The organism is Pontibacterium sinense, assembly GCF_015209595.1.
Lineage (GTDB): Bacteria > Pseudomonadota > Gammaproteobacteria > Pseudomonadales > Balneatricaceae > Pontibacterium > Pontibacterium sinense.
Map to the genome: position 1 here is coordinate 101809 of NZ_JADEYS010000014.1, position 24589 is coordinate 126397.

21 protein-coding genes are annotated in these 24589 nt (G+C 47.7%); 4 read left to right on the forward strand and 17 right to left on the reverse strand.

Annotated elements, in window-relative coordinates; all coding sequences use genetic code 11:
* Window positions 1-7 precede the first annotated feature (7 nt).
* Window positions 8-664 (forward strand): 3-oxoacid CoA-transferase subunit B, encoded by a 657-nt coding sequence (locus IOQ59_RS14070; protein ID WP_193954019.1) that lies wholly within the window; start codon window positions 8-10, stop codon window positions 662-664.
* Between the two features lie 111 nt (window positions 665-775).
* On the opposite strand, the gene IOQ59_RS14075 is transcribed toward IOQ59_RS14070, so the two are convergent.
* The 4 genes from IOQ59_RS14075 to bamJ all read right to left on the reverse strand — a co-directional run bounded on the left by IOQ59_RS14075 (window position 776) and on the right by bamJ (window position 4171).
* Window positions 776-1276: a Crp/Fnr family transcriptional regulator gene (locus IOQ59_RS14075; protein ID WP_193954020.1), complete on the reverse strand. Its 501-nt coding sequence runs from the start codon at window positions 1274-1276 to the stop codon at window positions 776-778.
* A gap of 181 nt (window positions 1277-1457) precedes the next feature.
* Window positions 1458-2294 carry a DNA ligase gene (locus tag IOQ59_RS14080; RefSeq protein ID WP_193954021.1) on the reverse strand — a complete coding sequence of 279 codons (837 nt, stop codon included), beginning with the start codon at window positions 2292-2294 and terminating at the stop codon, window positions 1458-1460.
* A 68-nt stretch (window positions 2295-2362) separates the two neighbouring features.
* Window positions 2363-3649, reverse strand: a complete 1287-nt coding sequence (locus IOQ59_RS14085; RefSeq protein WP_193954022.1) for a M18 family aminopeptidase — start codon at window positions 3647-3649, stop codon at window positions 2363-2365.
* Between the two features lie 6 nt (window positions 3650-3655).
* Window positions 3656-4171 (reverse strand): BamJ family beta-barrel-assembly machinery protein, encoded by a 516-nt coding sequence (gene bamJ / locus IOQ59_RS14090; protein ID WP_193954023.1) that lies wholly within the window; start codon window positions 4169-4171, stop codon window positions 3656-3658.
* 151 nt (window positions 4172-4322) lie between these two features.
* On the opposite strand from bamJ, the gene IOQ59_RS14095 reads away from it, so the two are divergent.
* The 3 genes from IOQ59_RS14095 (at window position 4323) to rpsA (ending at window position 9175) form a co-directional block, all read left to right on the forward strand.
* Window positions 4323-6398, forward strand: coding sequence for a carboxy terminal-processing peptidase (locus IOQ59_RS14095; RefSeq protein ID WP_193954024.1), 2076 nt, complete (start codon window positions 4323-4325; stop codon window positions 6396-6398).
* A gap of 45 nt (window positions 6399-6443) precedes the next feature.
* The gene (locus tag IOQ59_RS14100; protein ID WP_193954025.1) at window positions 6444-7268 is read left to right on the forward strand and encodes a coiled-coil domain-containing protein; all 825 of its coding nucleotides are present in this window, start codon (window positions 6444-6446) and stop codon (window positions 7266-7268) included.
* Between the two features lie 227 nt (window positions 7269-7495).
* Window positions 7496-9175 (forward strand): 30S ribosomal protein S1, encoded by a 1680-nt coding sequence (gene rpsA, locus IOQ59_RS14105; RefSeq protein WP_193954026.1) that lies wholly within the window; start codon window positions 7496-7498, stop codon window positions 9173-9175.
* A gap of 308 nt (window positions 9176-9483) precedes the next feature.
* Here rpsA and IOQ59_RS14110 read toward each other — a convergent pair whose 3' ends face one another.
* The 13 genes from IOQ59_RS14110 to IOQ59_RS14170 form a co-directional block, all read right to left on the reverse strand.
* Window positions 9484-9933 carry an REP-associated tyrosine transposase gene (locus IOQ59_RS14110; protein WP_193954027.1) on the reverse strand — a complete coding sequence of 150 codons (450 nt, stop codon included), beginning with the start codon at window positions 9931-9933 and terminating at the stop codon, window positions 9484-9486.
* Window positions 9934-10340: 407 nt separating this feature from the next.
* Window positions 10341-11021 carry a hypothetical protein gene (locus tag IOQ59_RS14115; RefSeq protein ID WP_193954028.1) on the reverse strand — a complete coding sequence of 227 codons (681 nt, stop codon included), beginning with the start codon at window positions 11019-11021 and terminating at the stop codon, window positions 10341-10343.
* Window positions 11022-11034: 13 nt separating this feature from the next.
* Window positions 11035-11751, reverse strand: coding sequence for a tyrosine-protein phosphatase (locus IOQ59_RS14120; RefSeq protein ID WP_193954029.1), 717 nt, complete (start codon window positions 11749-11751; stop codon window positions 11035-11037).
* On the reverse strand, window positions 11748-13949 hold the full coding sequence (locus IOQ59_RS14125) for a GumC family protein (protein ID WP_193954030.1): 2202 nt from the start codon (window positions 13947-13949) through the stop codon (window positions 11748-11750). The genes IOQ59_RS14120 and IOQ59_RS14125 overlap by 4 nt, the downstream gene beginning before the upstream one ends.
* 71 nt (window positions 13950-14020) lie before the next feature.
* On the reverse strand, window positions 14021-14524 hold the full coding sequence (locus tag IOQ59_RS14130) for a polysaccharide biosynthesis/export family protein (protein ID WP_193954031.1): 504 nt from the start codon (window positions 14522-14524) through the stop codon (window positions 14021-14023).
* A gap of 86 nt (window positions 14525-14610) precedes the next feature.
* Complete coding sequence (locus IOQ59_RS14135) at window positions 14611-15780, reverse strand: outer membrane beta-barrel protein (RefSeq protein ID WP_193954032.1); 1170 nt, start codon at window positions 15778-15780, stop codon at window positions 14611-14613.
* A 182-nt stretch (window positions 15781-15962) separates the two neighbouring features.
* Window positions 15963-16283, reverse strand: coding sequence for a VanZ family protein (locus tag IOQ59_RS14140; protein WP_193954033.1), 321 nt, complete (start codon window positions 16281-16283; stop codon window positions 15963-15965).
* Window positions 16284-16363: 80 nt separating this feature from the next.
* Window positions 16364-17725, reverse strand: coding sequence for an MBL fold metallo-hydrolase RNA specificity domain-containing protein (locus IOQ59_RS14145; protein ID WP_193954034.1), 1362 nt, complete (start codon window positions 17723-17725; stop codon window positions 16364-16366).
* 157 nt (window positions 17726-17882) lie between these two features.
* Entirely contained in the window at window positions 17883-19598 is a 1716-nt protein-coding gene (locus IOQ59_RS14150; RefSeq protein ID WP_193954035.1) for an SLC13 family permease, read from the reverse strand.
* A gap of 168 nt (window positions 19599-19766) precedes the next feature.
* On the reverse strand, window positions 19767-21197 hold the full coding sequence (locus IOQ59_RS14155) for a mannose-1-phosphate guanylyltransferase/mannose-6-phosphate isomerase (protein ID WP_193954036.1): 1431 nt from the start codon (window positions 21195-21197) through the stop codon (window positions 19767-19769).
* Between the two features lie 138 nt (window positions 21198-21335).
* A complete protein-coding gene (locus IOQ59_RS14160) occupies window positions 21336-22739 on the reverse strand; it encodes a flippase (RefSeq protein WP_193954037.1) in 1404 nt (467 codons plus the stop codon).
* Window positions 22740-22789: 50 nt separating this feature from the next.
* Window positions 22790-23746, reverse strand: a complete 957-nt coding sequence (locus IOQ59_RS14165) for an NAD-dependent epimerase/dehydratase family protein (protein WP_193954038.1) — start codon at window positions 23744-23746, stop codon at window positions 22790-22792.
* Between the two features lie 3 nt (window positions 23747-23749).
* Entirely contained in the window at window positions 23750-24565 is an 816-nt protein-coding gene (locus IOQ59_RS14170; protein ID WP_193954039.1) for a glycosyltransferase, read from the reverse strand.
* Window positions 24566-24589: the final 24 nt, after the last annotated feature.

Below are 24589 nucleotides of genomic sequence, written 5' to 3' on the forward strand. Positions count from 1 at the left end.
ATTCATTATGGCACTTTCCCGCGAACAGATGGCGATGCGCGTTGCACGTGAGCTGCAGGACGGTTACTACGTAAACCTGGGTATTGGTATTCCTACACTGGTGGCTAACTACATCCCTGACGGCATGGAAGTTATGCTGCAGTCCGAAAACGGCCTGCTGGGCATGGGACAATTCCCAACCGAAGACGAAGTTGATGCCGACATGATCAATGCTGGCAAGCAGACCGTGACAGCCGTGACCGGTGCGTCAATTTTCTCCTCTGCTGAATCCTTCGCAATGATCCGTGGCGGTCATGTCGACCTGACTGTACTGGGTGCATTCGAAGTTGATATTGAAGGCAACATCGCGTCTTACATGATCCCTGGCAAGCTGATCAAAGGCATGGGCGGCGCAATGGATCTGGTAGCCGGTGCGGACAACATCATCGTCCTGATGACGCATGCATCCAAGCACGGCGACTCTAAGCTGCTGACTAAATGCTCCCTGCCACTGACTGGCGCAGGTTGCATCAAGAAAGTTCTGACTGATTTGGCATATCTGGAAATTAAAGATGGCAAGTTCCATCTGAAGGAACGTGCACCGGGCATTTCTGTTGAAGAGATTATCGAAAAGACAGAAGGCGAACTTGTTGTACCGGATCACGTACCAGAAATGACATTCTGAACCATCCCGTCCGGGCTTGGAGAGACTCCCCGGACACGTTACTTGTGACATTGCCTCTTTAAATGAGCCACGCTCATTCCTTGTGCGCACTCCCGCTTCGGCGGGAGTTTTTTATCCGGTCTTATGGCCCACATCCGCGGTCAAATCCACCAACATATTGCCCACTTGAATCAGATTGCGGCTGATCTCACGTACCAGGTTGATCATCATGACGCTAAACTCTTCTGGATACTTGATCTGAAACGTATGAAACAACTCACTGGAAATCTCTAACACAGTACCATCGGTTTCCATATAAGCACCGCCAACCCTGGGCTGCAGGGTAATCATACCCACAAACCCAATCTGTTCACCGGGGTTATAGTCGCTCAAGAATGCCCAATTTCCTTCAGAACATTTGTAAAATGCGATTCGACCTTCCAACACAATGTAAAAACTGTCGGAGCGCTCTCCAACTGAAAACAACTCCTCCTTCACCTTGAGTGAAAATAAGGTCCCCTCTTCTATCAGATAACTAATCGCCTGATCGGAAAGCGCACCAAAGATTGCGAAGTCCCGACAAACCTCGACGGGTAAACGGTTAGCTATTTCGTCATAGTGAAGTTTTATCATCACTGTGCACCTGCATCACCTTGTTCACTTTAAGTGTAGATCTAACTATCTGCACGGAAGATGAACAAACACTAAAGAATCACAGATACTCAGGATCAAAAAACGCTGCATACAGAAAGGCATCTGCATAGCCCCCTCTCATCAATTACGCTATGCAGCGACTTTACTATTCCGCCAGAGATTAGTCCGACGAATACAAGCGAAGAAAACTGGCAAATCGTGGCACGCCATTTTTGGTCAACCCAGTATATTTATACGTCACCCAACGGCCAATTTCGGGTGGCCGGCTGCGCTGCGCATCAGAGAAGCCCGATCCAAGCTTAAATCGAATGCCTTCAGGGGTTTCAACAAGCAAAGCCCCGAGCTTATGTTGGTATTTCCCATTACCCGGCAGATGCGCCACAACACGCGCCTCCGCATCAGCCCAGGGTTTCAGCTTTAACAGCGCGTTTGTACGACCGGATCGGTAATAGGCATCGTCACGATGCAACATCAGCCCTTCACCACCCAGAGCAACAACGCGATCCAGTTCCGTCATCACGTCTGATTCTGACGAAAAGCGTGACTGCGGGATCATGCTGACCCACGGCTTATCAACCCGCTTGATCAACGCCGACATGGCCTCAACCCGCGCACTGAACATGCCAACGTGCTCTGGCAGGTCGAAAAGCATGTACTTCACATCTACCCACTCAGCATCTTCGGTATGCATGCGGCGTACCAATCCGGATATCTGTTCAAACTGGCCACGTGCAATCCACAACTCACCGTCTAAGGGATAATCCGGCAACACGGACACAAACCACATCGGCGCATTGATAGGCTGGCCACTGCGGGTTAGTAAGCGCCTTCCATTCCAATAGCCACGCACCCCATCAAGCTTTTCACTCACCCAGTAACGGGATAAATCAATTCCGCTTGTATAGACCTTTGCGTGTTGCAGTGCAGGTGTATCCGCCAGCGCGGACAAAGAAATCAGAACACTGATAACAACAATCAGCAGACGAACAAAAGACATGGCAAATCCTCCCTGAAGCCATGATGGGCCTCTCAAATCCCTGAGAGGCCTAAACGAGAAAGAACGCGTTACACGCGTTCAGTGATAAAAAAGCGACTCAGCACTTTTGACAAGTTATACGCATCGGCACTGCCTGCAAGCTCACGGATGGAGTGCATTGCAAACTGTGGCACACCGATATCCAGCGTCCGCACACCAATCTCAGCCGCAGCGATCGGGCCAATCGTACTACCGCAGCCCATATCGGAACGAACGACAAATGACTGCACAGGTACTTCTTCCAACTCAGCGAGATGACGGTATAAGGTGCTGGTCTCGCTGTTCGTGGCGTACCGCTGATTCGCATTCACTTTGATGACAGCACCCTGATTAATCACCGGGCCATGGTTCCCATCATGTTTATCAGCAAAGTTCGGATGCACGCCGTGAGCATTGTCGGCCGAAATCATGAATGAACGCGATAATGCCCGGTTACGCTCTTCAGCATCCGGCATCACGCGCTCGAGTACTTGTTTGAGCATTGGCCCCTGAGCACCGGCAGCGGACATGCTGCCCACCTCCTCATGATCATTACACACCAACAGCGCACCCTGCGATGTATCGCTGGTGAGCAAAGCATTCAGGCCGATAAAACAGCTCAACAAGTTATCAAGCCGCGCCGACGCGACAAACTCATCATTCAGCCCCACAAAACCCGGTTTCTGCGTATCATAGAAGCACAGCTCATAATCAAAAACCTGTGCCACATCGTGAACGCCTTGTTTCTCAAGCTGGGTTTTCAGCAACGCCCGGAAGTCCGGTTTCTCTTCACTTTGTCCCAGAATAGGTGGCAGATAGGTCTGCGCATTGATCGTACGGTCTTTATTGGCCTCCCGATCCAGATGGATCGCCAGACTTGGGATAATCGCAACCGCTTTGCTAAAGTCGACCAGCGCATCGGCTAGTTCACCCTCATCATTGCGATAACTAACGCGACCGGCGATAGATAGATCTCGGTCAAACCAAGGGTTCAGCAGCACGCCACCGTAAACCTCGACACCCAGCTGAAAATAGCCGTTTTTGTGCATCTCAGGCGTAGGCTTAACCTTTAAGCAAGGCGAGTCGGTATGTGCACCGACCATCCGAAACCCACTTTCCAAGGCGGAAGTCTGAGGCATGGTCCACGCGATGATAGAAGAGCCGTTACGCACAACGTAATAACGACCGCCGGCTTCTACATTCCAACTATCGCCCTCTTCCAGCACCTGAAAGCCCGCATCAGACAATCGGTATACCATGGACTGTACGGCATGAAACGGTGTGGGGGATTCGCTTAAAAAATCAACCAGCGACTGGTTAAACTGCTGTTGGCTCATATCAAATTACTCCGCAACCGTATCTTTAACTTCCAACAACTCAATTTTAAAGACCAAGGCAGAGTTTGCTGGGATCGTTTCATTTGGGCTGGTGGCACCGTACGCCAGCTCAGCAGGTAGATAGATATTCCATACACCACCCTCTTTCATTTTAGGCAGCGCTTCTCTCCAACCGCGAATCACCGCCTTTAAAGGAAATTCGGAAGGCTTTTCACGTGCATAGGAGCTATCAAACACGACGTCATCAACCCGTTTACCTTCGTAATGAACAATAACGGTGTCTAAAATACGCGGCGAACGCCCCTGTCCCGCTTTAACAACCTCATACTGCATACCAGACTTCGTCGTGATCACTCCATCTCGCTTGGCATTTTCTGCCAGAAACGCATCACCTAGCTTACGGGTATCGTCGTTTAACGCTTTGTCCATTAACTCCGCTCGAAAGCGTTTCTCTTCCTCAGTTTCACCACACCCCGTAACAAAGAGTACAGAAACCAATACCAAGCCAATTATTTTCTTCATTCTCGTAAACCTAAATGGGAAACCGTCTTAATAACTGCTTGATTTTACAACAGCTGGCCGCATGTCTAAACTCAGGAAATGGCCTGATGGAACTCAGTTACGTTTATTCATGTCATAAGAACAATAATATAACTGGTGTATCGTCCGAATTATGCGCAAATCGCTGATCAAGTTACTCACTGCTGCTAGCTTCTCCGCCCTGATTCCGCTCCAGGCGGTCTCTGCCATCACAGAGACAGCGCTTAGCGCTGAACCGGATCACAAGACTACGATCATTGAGATCATGGAATCTCTCAAGCTCGGCCATTACAAGCGTTTAGACGTCAACGATGCCATGTCCTCTAAACTGCTGACTCAATTTATTGATGACCTTGATCCTTCACGCAGCTATTTCTATCAGAACGACATCGATGGCTTTCAGCGCTTCAGCACCCAACTGGATGACGACCTGCTTGAGGGTGATCTATCGGCAGCGTATGAAATATTCAATATTTTCCAGACGCGCAATATAGATCGCCTGAACTATGCCATCAATTTGCTGAATGGCGATCACGACTTCAATTTCGACCGTGAAGAAACCTTGCTAGCGGACCGTTCTGATGCGGCCTGGGTTCTTGACGAAGAGACGATGGATAATCTCTGGCGTAAACGTATCAAAAGCGCACTGCTCAGCTTGAAGCTCGCGGACAAAACAGAAGAGGAAGCAAAAGAGATTTTGAGAAAGCGTTATCAGAATCAGCTGACGCGTGCCGATCAAATTAACAATGAAGACGTTTTCCAAAGCTACGCGAACGCACTGACCTCACAATACGACCCACATACTCAGTATTTTTCACCACGGCGTTCGGAAAACTTTCAAATCAATATGAGCCTGTCGCTTGAAGGGATTGGTGCGGTATTACAAAGCGAAGATGAATTCACCAAAATCGTACGTCTGGTACCCGCAGGACCGGCAGAAAAAACGGGCCAGTTAAAACCATCTGATCTGATTCTTGGTGTCGGCCAGGGTGATGAGGGCGAGATTGAAGATGTTGTAGGCTGGCGCCTTGACGATGTTGTACAGAAAATCCGCGGCCCCAAAGACTCCGTTGTTCGTTTACAGGTTCGCTCCGATGATGCCGATGACGCACCGATGCGGATCATTCGCATCATTCGCAACAAGGTAAAACTGGAAGAACAGTCCGCACAGAAACGCGTCATGGAAATCGATTATCAGGGCCAGAAAGTCAAACTGGGCGTGATCGAGATCCCAACGTTCTATATTGATTTTGCCGCACTTCAGCGCGGTGACAAAAACTACAAGAGCACAACACGTGACGTCGAAAAGCTAATCAAAGAGCTGGAAAGCGAAGACATTAGCGGCCTGATCATTGATCTGCGAGACAATGGCGGCGGCTCATTGCGTGAAGCCAACGAACTGGTTGGCCTGTTCATCAACCGTGGTCCCGTTGTACAAATTCGAGATCAACAAGGCTATATCCGCGTATTGGGCGACCGTGATCCAAAGATCGCCTATTCAGGCCCTATGGCCGTGATGGTGAATCGTCTTTCAGCCTCTGCCTCTGAGATTTTTGCGGGTGCGATGCAAGACTATCAGCGCGCCATCGTGATTGGCGGCCAGACCTTTGGTAAAGGCACAGTACAAACCCTGCAGCCGTTGCAGCATGGTCAGCTCAAACTCACCAACGCCAAGTTCTATCGGATCTCTGGTGAGAGCACACAGCACAAAGGCGTCATCCCTGATATCAGCTTTCCAACTTTATATGATCATGACGAAATCGGCGAAAGCGCATTGGACGGCGCACTGGTATGGGATCAAGTACACGAAGCACCACACGGCAGCTTTATCGGTGCCTCCTCCTTCATCCAGACCCTAACGGAGCGACACCTGCAACGTATTCAAGAGAATCCTGATTTTGAATTTATGCGTGAACAAGTTGCAGAGATGCAGAAACGTCGTGACAAAAATGAAATATCACTGCGTGAAGCCACACTCAAGCAGGAACGCAACGAGTCTGAAGCGTGGCAGGTAGAGACTGAAAACCGTCGTCGCATCCAGAAAGGCCTGACTCCGATTGAAAAACTGTCAGATCTCGAAGACGAGCAGAAAAAAGATGCACAAGGCCGCCCGATCAATCCACAAGCCGAAGCGATGCTTGAGGAAAGCGGCAGAATCCTTATCGATATGGTCGTTGCCACACAAAAATATACAGCTGCGCGGAAATAGGCCGATAACCCTGTTTGTTCAGTTTATTTTTGAGGAAAAGGAAGTATGGCTGCCAAAAAAATCATTGTCCTAACGCTTGTCGTCCCGATCGTTCTTGGAGTGCTGGGTGTTGGCGGCTATTACGGCTACAACGCCCTCATGAAGCAAGAAGCGAACAACAACAAGGATCTGGAAAAGTTTGGCCTCGCTGTACTTCCACAATCCACTACTGCCCCTAGCGTTGCAGATGAAAAAGAACGCCAGGCGATCTACCAGCAAAGCACCGGCGTTTTGGGCACAACCCAGGAAGTGGCTACGTTTGCAGACGAAAAACTCTCGCCCACTCAAAAAGTAATCCGTGGATTAATGAGTGACAAAGAGGTGCTGCTGGAAGAAAAGAAAAAGCTCAACGAGGACATTGATACGCTTAAAGCCCGTATCGCAGAGCTGGAAGAGTACAAACGCCTGAACCAGCACTTTGCGCCGGACAAGATCAGCGAAGAGCTGGCCAAAGTAAAAGCACGTCTGAAAAAGCACCTGCTAAATTCAACCAGCGCAGCTCGATTTAACAACCGTCAAATAGAGATCATCTCCGGTGCTTCGGCGGTCGAATATGACAAATTTATTCGCCGCAACCGGATGATCCTGTCTGACTTCCAGCGTGAAGAGCTGGTCAGCATCTACCTGCCGGAATTTGCATTCTGTCTTGGAGATGGCGTCGATATAGCTGCTAACTCTGCCTCGGAAGAGCGCAAACTCGTTCGCTTTTTTGAAGAGCGAGATATCACCCTCCTGACAACTGCCTTGAAGCGAGATCTGGATACCGTACTCACCCCTTGTCAGGAAGCGCTGCACGAACAACTTGCCAAGTACACGCCCGGAACACCCTGAAATCTCTGAATAAAGCGTCTCGCAAGGCGCTTTTCACTACCCTTTTCAACGCCCTGCCTGTATAATGCGCGCTCCTTTTAAAGCGACCGTACGCCCACACATCGGCAAAAGGTGTGCCCGATCGCTATATTTATCTGACCCTGTACGGCCGATGTTACAGGTTGAAAAGTGCTGCAAAGGCTTAACATTAAGCCTGCCACGCAGCCTTTCATCAAAGGACATTATTCATGAGCGAAAGCTTTGCTGAACTGTTTGAAGAATCCCTTCAGAACCTAGACATGAAACCTGGCACCTTGGTAATGGGTGAAGTTATCGATATCGATAGCGACTGGGTTACTGTTAACGCTGGCCTGAAATCCGAAGCTGTTATTCCTCGCGCTCAGTTCCTGAACGACGCGAACGAACTGGAAATCCAGATCGGTGATGAGGTTAAAGTTTCCCTGGAAGCTGTAGAAGATGGCTTCGGCGAAACGCGCCTGTCTCGCGAAAAAGCGAAACGCGCAGAAGCATGGGATGTTCTCAAGCAGAAATTCGATGCAGAAGAAGTTGTTAAAGGCTTCATCTCCGGTAAAGTTAAAGGCGGCTTTACTGTTAGCATCAACAACATCCAGGGCTTCCTGCCAGGCTCTCTGGTAGATGTACGTCCAGTACGTGACGTTGACCACCTGGAAGGCAAAGAGCTGGAATTCAAACTGATCAAGCTGGATCAGAAGCGCAACAACATCGTTGTTTCCCGTCGTGCCGTTCTGCAAGAAGCTAACAGCGCTCAGCGTGACGAGCTGCTGGCTTCCCTGGAAGAAGGCCAGAGCGTTAAAGGTTTCGTTAAGAACCTGACCAACTACGGTGCGTTCATCGATCTGGGTGGCGTTGACGGCCTGCTGCACATCACCGACATGGCGTGGAAGCGTATCTCCCACCCATCCGAGATGCTGAATCCTGGCGACGAGATCTCTGTTAAGATCATCAAGTTCGACAAAGAAACTGGTCGTATCTCTCTGGGTCTGAAACAGCTGTCTGAAGATCCATGGGAAGCAATCAAGAACCGTTACCCAGCTGGCGCTAAAGTACAGGCTCGCATCACGAACCTGACTGACTACGGCTGCTTCGCATCCATCGAAGATGGTGTTGAAGGTCTGGTTCACGTTTCTGAAATGTCTTGGACTAACAAAAACATCCACCCATCTAAAGTTGTTCAGATCGGTGATGCTGTAGAAGTTATGATCCTGGACGTTGATGAAGAACGTCGTCGTATCTCCCTGGGTATCAAGCAGTGCGCTCCAAACCCATGGGTATCTTTCGCAGAGAAATACGCTGCGGGCGATAAAGTGAACGGCACTATCAAGACTATCACTGACTTCGGTATCTTCGTTGGTCTGGAAAATGATCTGGACGGCCTGGTACACATGTCTGACATCACTTGGGAAGCTGATGCTGAAGCTGCCCTGCGTCAGTACAAGAAAGGTGATGAAGTTGAAGCGGTTATCCTGTCTATCGACGCAGAGAAAGAGCGTATCTCTCTGGGCGTTAAACAGCTGGAAAGCGACCCATTCGCTGAGTTCGTAACTGCGAACGACAAAGGCACTATCGTTAACGGTACTGTTAAGTCCGTAGACGCTAAAGCTGCTGTTATCGAACTGGCTGAAGGCATCGAAGGCATCCTGAAAGCTTCTGAAGTTGCTTCCGAGCGTACTGAAGACGTTTCCGCTGTCATGAAAGAAGGCGATGCAGTTGAAGCTAAGATCACCGGTATCGATCGTCGTAACCGCGTAATCACTCTGTCTATCCGTGCTAAGGATCAGGCTGAAGAGAAAGCTGCTCTGAAAGCAGTTCAGAACGCTGAAGTTGAGGTTTCTGGCCCAACTACAATCGGTGAACTGATCAAAGCTCAGATGGCTGCTAAGAAGTAATATTACTTCACGCTAATAAAAAGGCGCTCATTGAGCGCCTTTTTTTGTGCCTGAAATTCCAAATTTCACAAACCACCCCAATATTCCCTTGTAGGGTAGCCTTTAGGCTACCGGCAGGCTGATCACCTACGATGACGACGAGCCGACCCTACATACATAACGCCCAACGATGACGTACAACACCCCACCTCTTGAATAAACACCCACAACACCCCTGTAGGGTAGCCTTCAGGCTACCGGCAGGCTGAAAGCCTGCCCTACATACATAACGCCGGCGCACCCTACAATTCAGCCCCCCACAATCACGCCTACAACCACCTCGCATCCCAATGCGAATACTCCTCAATCGAACTCACCAACCCTGCACGCAACGGATTACCCACCATATATCGTGCCACTTTGATCGGATCCTCACCCTCACGTAACGCCCGATCATAAAAACCACGCTGCCAGACGCCACCCTTACGCCCCAAACACTCATTCAACCTTTTGGCACTCACACCCTTAAAACGCGCTATCACCGCATCAATATCACCCAGCTCACCCAACTGAAACAACCAATGCAAATGATCGGGCATTAACACCCAAGCCATGGAATTAACAGCACCGGAACCACTTACCCGACGCATCTCACGAATAACACACCGCGCTGAATAGAGATCAGTAAAGAAAGGGAAACGCTTCGATGTGACAATTGTCACAAAATAGGCATGATGCGGAACGGATATACGCCCCACCTTGAGATCATCATAAGACATCCTTGCCTCCTGAGTTTCTGAACGAAAGTAGTGACGATTACAGCAGATACAAACCGTCACAACAATCATCAGGCAACCAGCATCGAGAACGAGTCACCGGCAGACCAAAGCTCTGCCTTACAAACAGAACCAACACCCAACCCAAAACACCTTACAGACAAAGGAAGGAACTGTAGGGTAGCCTTCAGGCTACCGGCAGACTGAAAGCCTGCCCTACAAACAGAACCACAACACTCCCCCTCAAAATATTCCAACACAAAACGCCTAAGGAACAAAGGAACAAAGGAACAAAGGAACAAAGGAACAAAGGAACAAAAAATTGTAGGGCAGCCTTCAGGCTACCGGCAGGCTGAAAGCCTGCCCTACATTACATACAGCAGAAACAACCTGGGGAATCTGAAGAAAAACTACCAACCACAGAATTTGGTTGTTCGCTTATCTACCGGAAGGTAACCACAGACAAGAATCATTCCATTGTAGCGACGCACAATAGACTGAATGGAAGAAAACTCAAACTTCAAACCACGATGAATATTCGCAGCAACGACCTTACGCTCTTCAATCGATAACTTACGCCAGCCAAACACACCAGCTTCAGCCACCGTGACATGAATACCGGGATCCCAAGGACCATATTGCACAGCCCTGGAAAGCGCATTTTCGAACTCTGCATCGTATTCACCCCGATAGGATTTCACCAACGCGAACCGAGCCCACGCATAAGGCCAGCGCGGCCTCAGCTCAACAGAACGCCGATACAGCGCCAGCGATTCGTCCGTAATCTCATTAAACGCGCCATTCGCCCAATGAACCAAGCCCTTGTATATCAACACCTGCGCAAGCAAGTCATGATAATCCGGATTACGAGGCTCCCACGATAACGCCGAACGCGCATCCTCTATCGCCCTTTCAACCTCATCAGCTGCCGGCATACGCTTTTCATCATCCCAGCGCTCAACCGCAAACTCCGCCTTATGAGCCACCACATCAGCAATACCCATACGCGCAGCCTGATAGATACCCCAAAAGGCAACCAACATAACAAGAACAAGCAGATAAGAAGAAGGCTTACGAAAAGAAGCAGACATCAGAAAAACCGAATCAGAGACCCGCTATCGCACGCGGATTATCAAAGACTAAAGCACTGGCAGCCTCTTCGCCGACAACTGCACGAGCTGCCGCGAAACCACCAGACAAGACAGGCGGACGACGATCTAAGTTATGGGCATCAGTGGCCAATACCGTAGCCCAGCCTTTCTCTAGGATCTCCATAGAACGCTGAGCCGCAGGCACACCAAAACCACCTGCAACCGACATCGCTGTAATCTGAAACAAACACCCCATCTCTACAAACGGAGCGATCATATCCAGATCACGCATAATGTCTTTGTTTCGCTCAGGATGAGCAATCATCGGCAGGATATTACGGTCAAGCAACCACTTCACCAGCTTGTCGCTACCCGGTGGGATATGACTGTGTGGCAATTCAAGCAACATCACCTGCTTGCCCTCCCACTCGCCCAGAAATGGAACCTGATTCTGAGCGACCAGCATCAATACCTCAGCTGAAAGACGCACCTCACCAGACATAGCAACCGTCAGCGGAATAGCTTCGTCTTTTAACGCCTGCTGCAGCTTAAGAAAAACCGGCTCAATGGTATTTACCGAGTTATCGTAACGACCCGGATGAATATGCGGCGTAAAGGTAATATGGGTAATTCCATCAGCCACCGCCATGCGCGCCAGCTGAAGAGACTCGTCCAGCGAACGAGCCCCATCATCAATACCCGGAAGGAGATGACTGTGCAGATCAATCATGCAGCCTTCTCGTCAGCACCGTAACCGTAAACATCATAGTAACCGGAGTAGCCTTCACCGTAGTAACGAGATGCCTTCTTCAGGTTAACCTGGTTCAGCACAACACCCACAACTGGCGCATCCACTTCAGCCAGGCGCTTAAGGCCAGCCTTAATCTGCGCATTCGGCGTAGAGTCTGCCTTAACAACATACACCATAGAACCCACGTAACGAGACAACACTAACGCATCGCTCACCGCCTGACATGGCGCAGTATCAACAATAATACGATCATAGTGCTTCTCCAAGACATCCAGTACCTTCACAAACCTAGCTGAAGACAGAAGCTCAAGTGGGTTAGGAGGAATCGAACCTGCAGAAATAACATCAATGCCTTCATCTTCCAGCTTATGTACACACTCCTCAAGAGAAGCGGTACCCGCAACCAGATTGGAAAGGCCCGGAGCTTTCGCACCAAACTTAAACAACTTCCCAATAGATGGGCGACGCATATCCGCATCAATCAGCAGCACACGCTCCATCTGCCCCATAGAATAGGCAAGACTCAAGGAAGTAGAGGTCTTACCCTCACCCGGCACGGTAGAGGTAACTGCAATAATTTTGTGCGGATTATCCAAAGACGACAACACCAAACCCGTTCGAATGGTACGCACCGCCTCAGAGAAACCCGACTTATTATCTTCAATATAATGACGGTAGGAGATCTTATCCGCCTTACGACCGGTAAGCTTAGGCAGCAGCCCCAACATAGTCTGATGCAACTTAGTCTGCACATCACCGGAACTACGTACAGTATTGTTCAGCGCTTCCAGCAAGAACGCACACATCACACCAAACATTGCACTCACGACAAAACTCAGTGCAATGATCAAACCCTTCTTAGGCTTAGCAGGTTTAATCGGCGCAACCGCCGGATCCGCAATACGCGCATTAGCAGATTCAAGATCACCCGTTGCAGCCGTCTCGTTTAAACGCGTAAAGAAGGTATCGTACAGCGCACGATTAGTCTCAACCTCCTGCTCCAGTTCTTTAAGCTGATACTCTTTACGCTTCAGCCCCTGAATTTCCTGTTTGGTATTACCCAACGATCCTTCAAGAGAACGCTCACTGCTGCGTGCCACGCGGTATTTGTTTTCGATACCGTTTACCACACTCATGATCTGGCGATCCAAAGAGCGACGTGCACTACTCACTTCTGAGCTAGCCGCAATCATCTTAGGATGCTTTGGCCCATAACGCTTAGATAACTCAGAAACCTTCTGCTCAGCCTTCAACAACGACTCTTTGTAGCTCTGCACTACCGGATGACCCAACACCGCAGGAATACGCTCATAGCGCTCAGCAGGAGCATTCTTTCCGATAGACCGAATCTCTTGATACAAACCTTCGAACTCAAGACGCTGACGACGCGCATCAACCAGCTTCGTCGCAACCAGATCGAGCTCAGTACCGGCGATATCCAAACCACCATTACCACCGACGATCTGTTCACGATCACGGAACTCCTGCAGTCGTCGCTCAGACTCTTTCAACTTCTCTTTCAAGCCACCTAAGCGCTCATTCAACCAAGATGACGCTTTAACTGTTAGCTCAAGCTTGGCCTCAAGATTATTCTCTATATATGCCTCACCCACCGCATTCGCCATCTGCGCCGCGAACTCCGAGCTATATCCCTCAAAACTAATTTTAACCAACTGAGTTTTACGTACCGGAGAGATCACCAAACGCTTAATAAACGCTTCAACAACAAGTTGATAACGCTGCTGCTCCGTGGGTTCCACAGGCGCCAGCTCAGGAATAAACTGACCAGCCCGCTCACGCCAGCTAAAACTAAACACAGGCTCACGATTGAACTCAGGATGTTCAACCAAACCATATTTCTGAATGACTTTTTCAGCCAGCTTACGGGATTTTAGGATTTCAAACTGCGTGAGGTAATACTCATTATTGGAGGAATCCAAGCCATATACTTGCTCAATAGAAACAACCTTAGCCTGCTTGGATTCGATCAACAGCGTAGCAGTAGCGCGATAGATGGGCTCAAGGGAAAAAACCACGAGCGCTGCCAACAAGGTAACAACAAAAGCAAACCCCATGATGCCCCACTTGTGGCGCATTACAGTTAACCAATACTGACGCAGATCGATCACATCGTCCTGCAGCAAGCGATCCAAAGAGCTGTTTTTTTGCGCATCCATTACACAGAAACCAATTTGAAGCTAAAGAAAACTACTTGAATAAGAAACACAGAAATCAAAAGAGCTTCTGACTAGAAGAAGCTCTCTTCAACAGTGATAATATCACCCGGACGTACCATTGTGCCCAGTTTAATCCGCACCGGATCATCACCTTCTTTACCATCAGGCACCACATACAGCTTGGTTTTCGATGCTCGTTCAGTAAAGCCCCCTGCCAGCGCAACGGCTTTCTGCAGTGTCAAGCCCGGTTGATAGGGATAGCCACCCGGCTTCTCCACCTCACCATTAATAAAGAATTGTCGATATTCCAGAACGGTTACGTTAACACTAGGATTAACTAAATACCCGTCAGCCAATTTCGAGCGAATAATCTCACTCAACTCACCGATACTTAATCCTTTTGCACGCAACTCGCCAAGAAAGGGATAAGAGATAGTACCCGCATCACTCAAGCGCACCTCAATACTCAAATCCTCTTCACCGAAAACCTGAATACTCAGCATGTCACCAGATCCGATAGAATAACCGGAAAGGCCAGTACCCTCTGCAAACGACATAGGCGATGCAAAAAGCATCGCCCATACCAGAACAGCCTTAAAATGAGATTGAATTGACGAAAACACGTCAGGTCTCCAAAAAGCCTAAATCAGAAACGATGGGATCACAGAGATCCCTGGAAAGTCAACATAAAGAGGTTCTGGGTTTCACTCTCGGTCGCTGCATTGGAATCCTTATCCTTATAAGTGTAAGCCAGATTCACAGACAACCAGCGCTTCAGCTCGTAGTTAAAACCAACCATTGCGGTATCGGTTTCGTCTTCACGCGTCAGACCAATATAGTCTTCATTCATGTGGCTCAGCATTGCCTGGGTGCTGAAACGATTATCCCAAGAGTGGTTCCAGGTCAGGCTATAAGTTTCAGTATCGATACCGTCTTCGTTACCAGATGCTTCTTCGTATTCCTGAGAGGTCATCAGGTCAAAGGTAGAATAGGTACGCGGAGACCAACGCGCCGAAATCTCCCAGCTCGCACCATCCTGATCCTCGCGAGATGCAGAGTCATAGTCCTTATTCTGATAACCGATCTTAGCCGTACCGGATGTCTTAGCGGTTGCATCCCAAGTCACACCTGCCAGATATTTCACCTCGGTGTTATCAAGGTCGCTGGCAGCCAACTTATAGTCGATATCTTCAGCACGCACTTCGAATAACGCACGCGTTTTAGGAGCCACACGATAATAGAAGGTAGCATCCAAGCCTAAATTTTCACGCTCACGACTATCGTTCAGGCTACCGAGGTTATCATAGGTATGATCAACGTACGTCGCAGCAACCTCAAGGTTACCCTTCGCACCTTCTGCGCCGTAACGGTATAGACCGGACAGACTCTTATCGGTGTAACGTGCTGGCTTAGCCCCCGTAGCGGCATTGTTACTACCGCGGTCTTCATGAATTTTAGCCAGACCTACAGTCAGATCCAGGCGATTACGACTATTCAGCTCAAGAACGGCTTCACCGGTCAGCGTATGATCAACATAATCATCAGCACGACTATCATGCAGAGTTCCTATTTTTAGATCATAGGTAACACGATAAGCATCGTTCTCTTTCTCCGCTACAAACTGCACAGACGGGTTAACCACAGTGATCGTAGACGAGGTCTCATTGGTTTCTGTCGAGAAAATATTATCATTGTGACCAATCTGAACACTCAACTGCGGAATAACGTCGATCCCGTTCATCTCCACTGAGGCTGGATCGATTGCTAATGCTGAAGTAGCGTAAACGCCACACAGGCCCACAACGGCCAAACGAAGATCCTTGATTTCCATGTGATAACCCTAATTATTTAATCCGATTAGTCATCCTGACGGCATTAAGAGCAGTCGCGAACCATATTTTGAATGGACATATATTATCATGTTCGTCTGGCCAAAACAGCCAAAACAAGGACAAATAGATCAGTTGTCAACGCAGCAGGAAAATCACCATAACTTTTTTTGATATCCACCACTTAACTGCGTTTTTTGTAGATAAAAAAAAGAAAAAACCATAATAAGAATGCGACAAATACACCGCCCAGGTTGGCATATACGTCATAAAGATCAAACGTTCGTTTGGGCAAATAAGCACCTTGGCCATATTCCAACCCGTATGCCAACACTAACCAGACAAACCAGTAGAAAAAACACAGGGTTCTATGTTTTATATAACGCGCACCCAAAAAAGGCACGACGGCAAATGCCACCAAGTGCTCATACTTATCGGCGTTATGAAATAACCTCGGGAATGGCTCAGGGCTAAATATGCCAATCAACAAGGCAATCAGAGCCAAAACAAATACAACCCAACCCAAATATCGACTTTGCAATCTAAACACTCACAATGACAACGTAGTGACAAACAGCATCACACTTAAGGAATAACTATATTTTCGTGATCTAACTCGCCGATGAGAGCCTGACGCAAACCACGCTTAGCCTCAGGATCACCATGTACAAGACGCACATGCGTGGGCTTTATCCGCATCCGCTTAACAAAATTGACCAGATCACGCCGGTCCGCATGGGCCGAATAACCGCTAATCGTATGCACACCCGCACAAATATCCACCCGCTCACCCTCAAGCATCACGTAGCCACCTCGCGGACCATATTTCTGAATGTCCCGACCGGGTGTACCCGCGGCCTGATAACCCACAAAGAGCACATCGGTGCGACGATCAGATAATAGCGCCTTAAGATAGTTCATTATTCTGCCACCTGCACACATTCCACTGGCAGCAATCACAACGGCGGGACGCCCACTCTCCTTCAAGTGGGAGACCAACCTCATATGACTCGCATGATCATCGATGGTTATCAGATTTTCAAATGCAAGCGGGTGGCGCCCACCGTTTTTACGACGCCGAGCCTCTTTGTCCCAGAGATCGCTCAGATCCCGGTAATGCTGGGTAAATTCAGCTGCCAAGGGCGAATCTACGATAACATCCAGTTCTTGCCAGCGTTTTGATTTAGCACGATGAATCAGATGCTCGATTTCGTACAGTAGCTCCTGTGTGCGTCCAATACTGAAAGCAGGGATCAATACGGTGCCTTTATTCTGCAATGCACGATCAATAACTTTACGCAACTGTGCCTTTCGCTGATGTCGACCTACGTGCTCACGATCTCCATAAGTGCTTTCCAGCACCAATATGTCCGTACGATACGGGGAACGTGGCGCAGGCAACAGTGGCGCATAGGGCGCGCCGAGATCACCGGAGAACACAACACGCTGCCCACCCACATCAAACTCAATGTATGCTGAGCCCAGAATATGCCCCGCCACCCTGAATTTAGCCCGCAAAGATTGATCGGCAAACGGGCGATACCACTCATTATACGGTACCGCCACTAACAACTGTTCCAGCCGCTTTAACACTTTGTGGATAAGTTGCTTATCGCGTGTAACACCAACCTTTAGGGCGTCTTCTATAACTAACGGCAACAACTTAGCGGTGGCCTCAGTCGCAATAATCGGCGCATCAAAACCCGCTGCTAGTAACCAAGGGATACGCCCCACGTGATCGATATGGCAGTGAGTGACAAACAACGCCCGCACCGCATCAATAGGAAAATCGATCCCAGAATCACCCAACTCCCTTCCTGACGCTTCCGCACCCTGAAACATGCCACAATCAATTAAAACGCTATCGCTGCCAGTAAAGAACAACTCATGACAAGAGCCTGTAACACCCGTCACGGCACCATGGTGAAGTATTTTTACATCCGACATAAACCACCTCCATGTGATTCAAATTTATAAAAAACTAATTCCTTTTATGGGAATCAGCGTCTTGCAGGATAGCCCTCATCGTCATCGAAGGTGATCAGGCTACCGGCAGGCTAAAGCCTGCCCTACAGATAAATTAACCCGCCTTTTAACATCCAACCTAAAACGGAAAAACCACCGGTATCATCAACACCGCCGTCACGCTATACGCCACTAACACCGGCGCACCCGCGCGTAAATAATCTCGAATACTATACCGACCTACACTAAACACCATCAAATTGGTCTGATACCCATACGGTGATAGGAAGCTCGCACTCGCCCCAAAGGCCACTGCCATAAAAAATGGGTACGGACTTACACCCCACTGCTGCGCAACAGACAGCGCAATCGGAAATACCAACGCCGCTGCCGCATTATTGGTCACTAACTCCGTCAGCAACCAAGTCACTACAAACACCCCAATATAGGCGCCATACACGCCAAAACTACCAAATACACCATTAACCAGCGATGCGATATCCGCAGCGACTCCGGTACTTACCATCGCGTGAGCTAAGCCCAATGCGCCTCCTATCACCAATACCAACTCAAACGGAAAACGACGCCGCAACTCATCCAACGTCACCAACTTCAAGGCCACAAACAGTACTAGCAATACCAATAACGCTTTAAAGAACGAAACCACCCCCACGGCCGCCAAACCAATAGCCGTAAGAAAACCACCAATCACCCCCACGCTCGGCCATAATCCAAGCAACGTACGGTTTTCAACACCGCCGACAATGACAAAGTTACGCGCCAAGTTATCTCGTGCTTTAAAGTCAGGCCCAATCGCCAAAACCAGCTCGTCACCCGCCCTTAGCTCAAGCCGCCCTAACCCACCTTCAATTCGCGACTCACCACGCCTAACAGCGACAACCGCCGCATCGAAACGCGAACGAAAATCCGACTCTTTAACCGTCCGCCCCAGCAAGATGGAAGACGGCGAAACAACCACTTCTACAAGGTTATGCCGAATCAGGTCCTGATGATTCTCCTGAGATTCCAATCCCTCAATTTCCTCAAGCAAGAACACAGCCCCGGGATCACCTGAAAACACCAGAATATCGCGTTCTTTGATGACCTCTTCCGGACCAACCGGAGAGATCACTGCATCCTCACGAATAACGTCGACCAGATAAAGCTTCTCAAGATTACGTAAGCCGTTTTCAGCCACCGAGCGACCAATCAATGGCGACCCAATCGAAACAATGCGCTCTAGAAAATACTCTGAAACATCTGCATCGCTATTCTGCAGCGGATGAGAGGGTAACAAACGTCCTGATACGAAAACCAACACCAATAAGCAAATGACAAAAGCGACACCGCCCACCACTGTAAAATCCAGAAATCCAAACGATTGCATACCTGCTTGATCAATAAAGCTATTCACAATCAGGTTGGTACTGGTACCAATCAGGGTAAGCATCCCACCCAGAATAGAGGCATAAGACAAAGGCAGTAGAAGTTTCGACCCTAGCATCCCAGACTGTTTACGCAGCGGCCCCATCAACGCTGCTACTACAGCGGTATTATTAAGAAATGCAGAGGTAATGCCAGAAAAGAGACCCAACCGAAACAGTATGCTTTTCAGCCCGCCCTGAACAACCTGTCGCGCCATATAGGAGAGCAGAACCGTTTTTTCCAATACCAACGAGAGCAGGAGCAACACGACTAACGTCAGCAGAGAGCTATTCACGTAATTGATGGAAAGTTCTTCGAAAGGGATAACGCCAGTAACGTACAGAAACGTTACTACCACAGAAAAGATAATAAGCGGACGCAGGCGTGAAAAAATCAACGCCCCTATAACGCCCGCTAAGGATATAATCACAGAAATGTACTGTAGCGACGTCGGTAGTTCCATCTATGACCCGGTTCAAACGAAGAGTTTATTGCCCTAAGGGAAACTTACCTAAACAGGCCCGCATTTATGAACATCGAGCTTACTTGAAAGGTTTAGTGCCTTACTTATTATCCACATATCTTGCGAATAGAAAAATCAAGTCCGCCCATATTCATCGGCATATCGGATAATATCATCCTCTCCCAGATATACGCCTGATTGTATCTCTATAATCTCCAACGGTACCTCCCCAGGATTACGTAACTGGTGGGTTTCGCCAAGCGGAATATAAGTTGATTGATTCTCTGAAAGCAATATCAACTTATCTCCACAACGCACCTCAGCAGTCCCACTCACAATCACCCAATGCTCTGCTCGATAATGATGCTTCTGAAGCGAAAGCTTTTCCCCAGGATTCACCGTGATATGTTTAACCAGATAGCGATCACCGTCATCAATAGAGTCAAATTTACCCCAAGGTCGGTAAACCTCCCGATGCTGAAGGTATTCAGATCTTTCGTGAGCCTTGAGGGTATGCACAACTGACCTTACATCCTGAACCGAGCCTTTACTGGCGACGAGCAGCGCATCTTTCGTATCAACAATGACCAAATCCTTTAAACCGACTGTTGCAACTAGACGATCCTGCCCATGGACGAAACAGTTACGGGTTTGTTCAAGAATTACATCCCCTTCGACAACATTACCGTTTGAGTCCTTGCTTTTGATATCCCACAGCGCGGACAAACTGCCCACATCACTCCAACCCGCATCAAGAGGCACCACTAAAACCTCTCCAGCATCGCCCGAACCACATAAAGGCTCCATCACTGCATAATCAACGGAGTCTTCTAGACACTCCGCAAACACTGCACTATCGACACGAATGAAGTCGTGATCATGGGTCGCTTTTAACATCGATTGTTCGCAAACTTTAAGTATATCGGGCCGATAGCTCTTTAACTCTTCAAGATAACGATCCACACGCACCATGAACATTCCACTGTTCCAATAGTACTCACCGCTGGCGATGTAATCCCGAGCGACAGCCTGATCAGGCTTCTCTACAAACGACTGCACTGACAACGCCACGGCGTCGTCGTTATGATCTGGTCGAAAACGAATATAGCCGTACCCGGTAGCAGGCTCAGTCGGAACTATCCCGAAAGTAACAAACGCCCCCGCCTTTGCAGCTGACGCAGCTTCGGTTACTGCTGACTGAAAGGTATTTGTATCGTCAATAACATGATCGGCAGGAAGCACTAACATCAATGCATCTGAATGGCCACATGCAGCTAACTCAAGCGCAGAAAGTGCAATTGCAGGTGCTGTATTTTTACCCACAGGCTCAAGCATTATTTTGGCCTGAAGATTAAGCTGTCGAACATGCTCAGCCACTAAAAAGCGATGCTCTTCATTACATACAATATGCGGTCTAGAAACACTCAGCCCTTTTAAGCGCAGCAATGTCTCTTGCAGCATAGAAACGTCACTGTTTAGCGGCAAAAACTGCTTGGGATACATGGCTCTGGAGAGGGGCCACAATCGTGCGCCTGACCCACCAGCCAATACAACAGGGGTGATCATCAACAATCTCTCAAGACAATATTATTTTCACCCCGTGAGTGTACTGCAAATACCGCCAAGAACTCGATAATCGTATGAAAAGCCCCATTATCAACACCCTTTCTGGCAATAAACAGACGCCCACTGCCAAAATTGTACTCAAGCCTTCCAAACAGCCAGCGTATTAAACCCTAGCCGCTTCTTGACCCACCAAACCGCAACCAGGTTCTGAGTCGCAATCGCGATCGCAGTGGCAATGGCGCTTCCCACTGCACCGTATAAAGGAACCAAAATAAAAGCCAAGGCTATCGCTGCAGGTCCCGATATCAGTACCGTATTTCGAAGATCTTTTTCATGACCTGACATCGTCAATAGATAACCCACTGACCCTGTCGCCACATTGATAAATTGACCAATCGCCAATATCTGCAGCAACTGCCCACCCTCAGAAAATCCTTCACCAAATAGGGACATGATTAACTCAGGAAACACCAGCATAACCAAAACGATAGGCAACGCAAAAATCACCATCAGCTTCACAGATGTGAGCGCTAGTTTTTCGAGTTTATCCAGCTCGCCGTTCTTGTACATCGACGCAAAACGCGGCGCCACCACCAAATTCACCGCCATAAGGATAAAACTGGTTAACAACGCTGTACGCTGCGCCACAGCCAATTGCGCTACTTCTTCGGGAGCAACCCAGGCACCTGCGATAAACTGCCCCGAAAACTGAGTAAGCTGAGACATAATGACAACCACCCACAGAGGCAGACAGCTTTGAAACAACTCACCCCAACTCACATCACCACCGCCTTCACCTAAGGCATTACGATAGATGGCGAACCCCAGAATGGCGGTAAGAACCGTCGCTATACTATACGCCCACGCTGCTTGTTGCGGTGTCTGTAGAGCAAACAACAATAGGGCCAATATAAGCAGGACGTTAACAATAATATTTACAGTGAGTACCGACGCGATAACTTTTTGCAGCCCCTGCAGACTCATAGCAAAAAGAGTAAAGATCGATAGACCGACGATACCCGGCGATATGGCTTGAAGAACCTCGGCAAGAGCAGGCTTTTCAAATACCTCCATAGCGAGAAAATCGCTAAGCCAATAAACGACACCGGCAACAGGCACACTACTCAGCAACGTGACAATCACAGAACGCCTGAGAACAGCCCGAACCGCCCCCCATTCACCTTCTGGCCTCGCAGCACCGGTAAAACGCACAATCGTGTTATCCAGTCCAGCACGTGATATAGCAGACAACACCATAACGATGCTGAAAGCCAGAAAATAATACCCTGCCCCTTCGGCACCGAGTTGGAGGCTGACAACAACACTGACAATAAAACCTGCCAGTGCTGCCAACACTCGAACAAAGAAACTCAACACAGCCTGAAATAACAATTCGTTTTGACTCAACTTAGAGAAAATTTCTTTAAAGTTGATCATTCGATAGGTACTTGAGCACAATAGTAAAACAAATAAATTTCCAGATAATTTTTCAAAAAAATCATGAATCAAAAAAATCTCTTGGCTATTTGATAGAAAACCCAATCAATCTCCAACAGAAAATCCCAAACACCTAATAGCTCTTACAGAACCAACTAATCAAACCGACCACTGGTTTCATCAGACCATCGCGCCAACGCACTTACCAGATCCCCAGGAATTTCAATATTATTCTCCGCCAACCAAGCCGGATAAATATTCGTTGAACGAACTAGCTTTTCTACTCGATCCGGATGAATACCGAGGTTTAAGAAATTAAAAATTCTTAACACCCTCGCAATACCTAAAACTAATAATTTTGGTATGAAAAAAAGTCTCGCTTTAGGAAAATATTCTACCTTAAAGGCTTCAATTATTTGCTCTAGAGTATATCTCTCAACATACGCTCCATTTAACAATTCGAATTTTTTTTCTGTTTCTCTTGCTTTCTCAATAGCAAACAGTAAGTCTTCCACATAGATACACGCCTTTATCGTATCTTTACGCCCGGGATAAACAAAAACACCCTTTCGCATCATATAAGCCAAGCGAGTAAAATTCCCTCCCTCCCCTGAACCAAACACAACAGCAGGGCGCACTATAGTCAGCCTATGGTTTTCACACCTCTTCAACCAAGCTTCATGCACCTTTTCTGCAAGTACTTTCGAATACCCATAAGCAGAATTCGGCACCAAAGAATCATACTCATCTTTTTGCTCTTCACCTGGGCCATAGACTGAAATTGAACTAGTAAAAACCACCTCATTAACCTTATGACGCTCGGCAAAGGCGCATACTGAAATAGCTCCAGCTATATTAGTTTCATAATATTCAAAGACAGGATGACCTGGTGTAGTATGAATCGCTGCAAAATTATAAATAACTCCAATCTCCACATCCAAATTCAAACTATCCAAATCCCTCACATCATGACGAATAAAAACCAAATTATCATCAGAGAATCGTGGCGGCTCGACATCAACACAATAGACCGAAAACCCTTCACGTATAAGTTTTTTAGAGTAGTGAGTACCAATAAAACCTGAACCACCAAAAATAATGACATTATTCATAATTCACACACGCCTTAGAAAACCATACACCTGATTCTTAATACTTACCGGCAACAGAGTAAAAATAAAAAACGGCAAAACCGAAGAAACCAGTCTCCACCTACTCAATCTCCCCTCTTTAAACCATATAAATTTATGCTTCATCCCAGTTTTGAAATATTGAAACCCACTTCTTCTCGCCCTATGAGACGAGTTCACACGAAAGAATATCAAGGGATCTACAATGTTTTTTATATTTAAATCACTATTAAAAACTCTAATAAAAAGATCATAATCTTCAAAAAAAACAAAATCCCTATAACCACCCAACGACTCTACAACATTTTTTTTAAACATAATACTCGGATGCACAATAGGATTTCTATAATTCAGAAGCCTCTTAACATCAGAAACAGCTGGCGCCACATTAAACCTCGACAAGTCACCTGGCACCTCAAAAAACTCTTCAGAAGAAGAATAAACAAAGTCAATACCTTTTTCGATCTCCTCTATTTGCTTACCAAACCTATCCAATTTATTAATATCATCAGTATCCATTCTTGCAACAACGCTAGAAGAGACGTACTTCAAACCTTTATCTAAGCTGCGCGCTAATCCAATATTTTTTGAATTTTCAACTAAAACAAGTGAAACGCCTATCTCCACACATTTTTTCTCACAAAAATCGATCACCTTCAATAAATCATCATTAATAAAGCCGTCTTTTATCAGTACTATCTCACTGGGCAGATAGGTCTGATCGAAGATACTTATCATTGATTCTTTAAAAAAAACTGGACTTTCTTTATTATACAAAGACATTAAGACACTAAATTTCACAACATAAAACCCTTGATATATTTT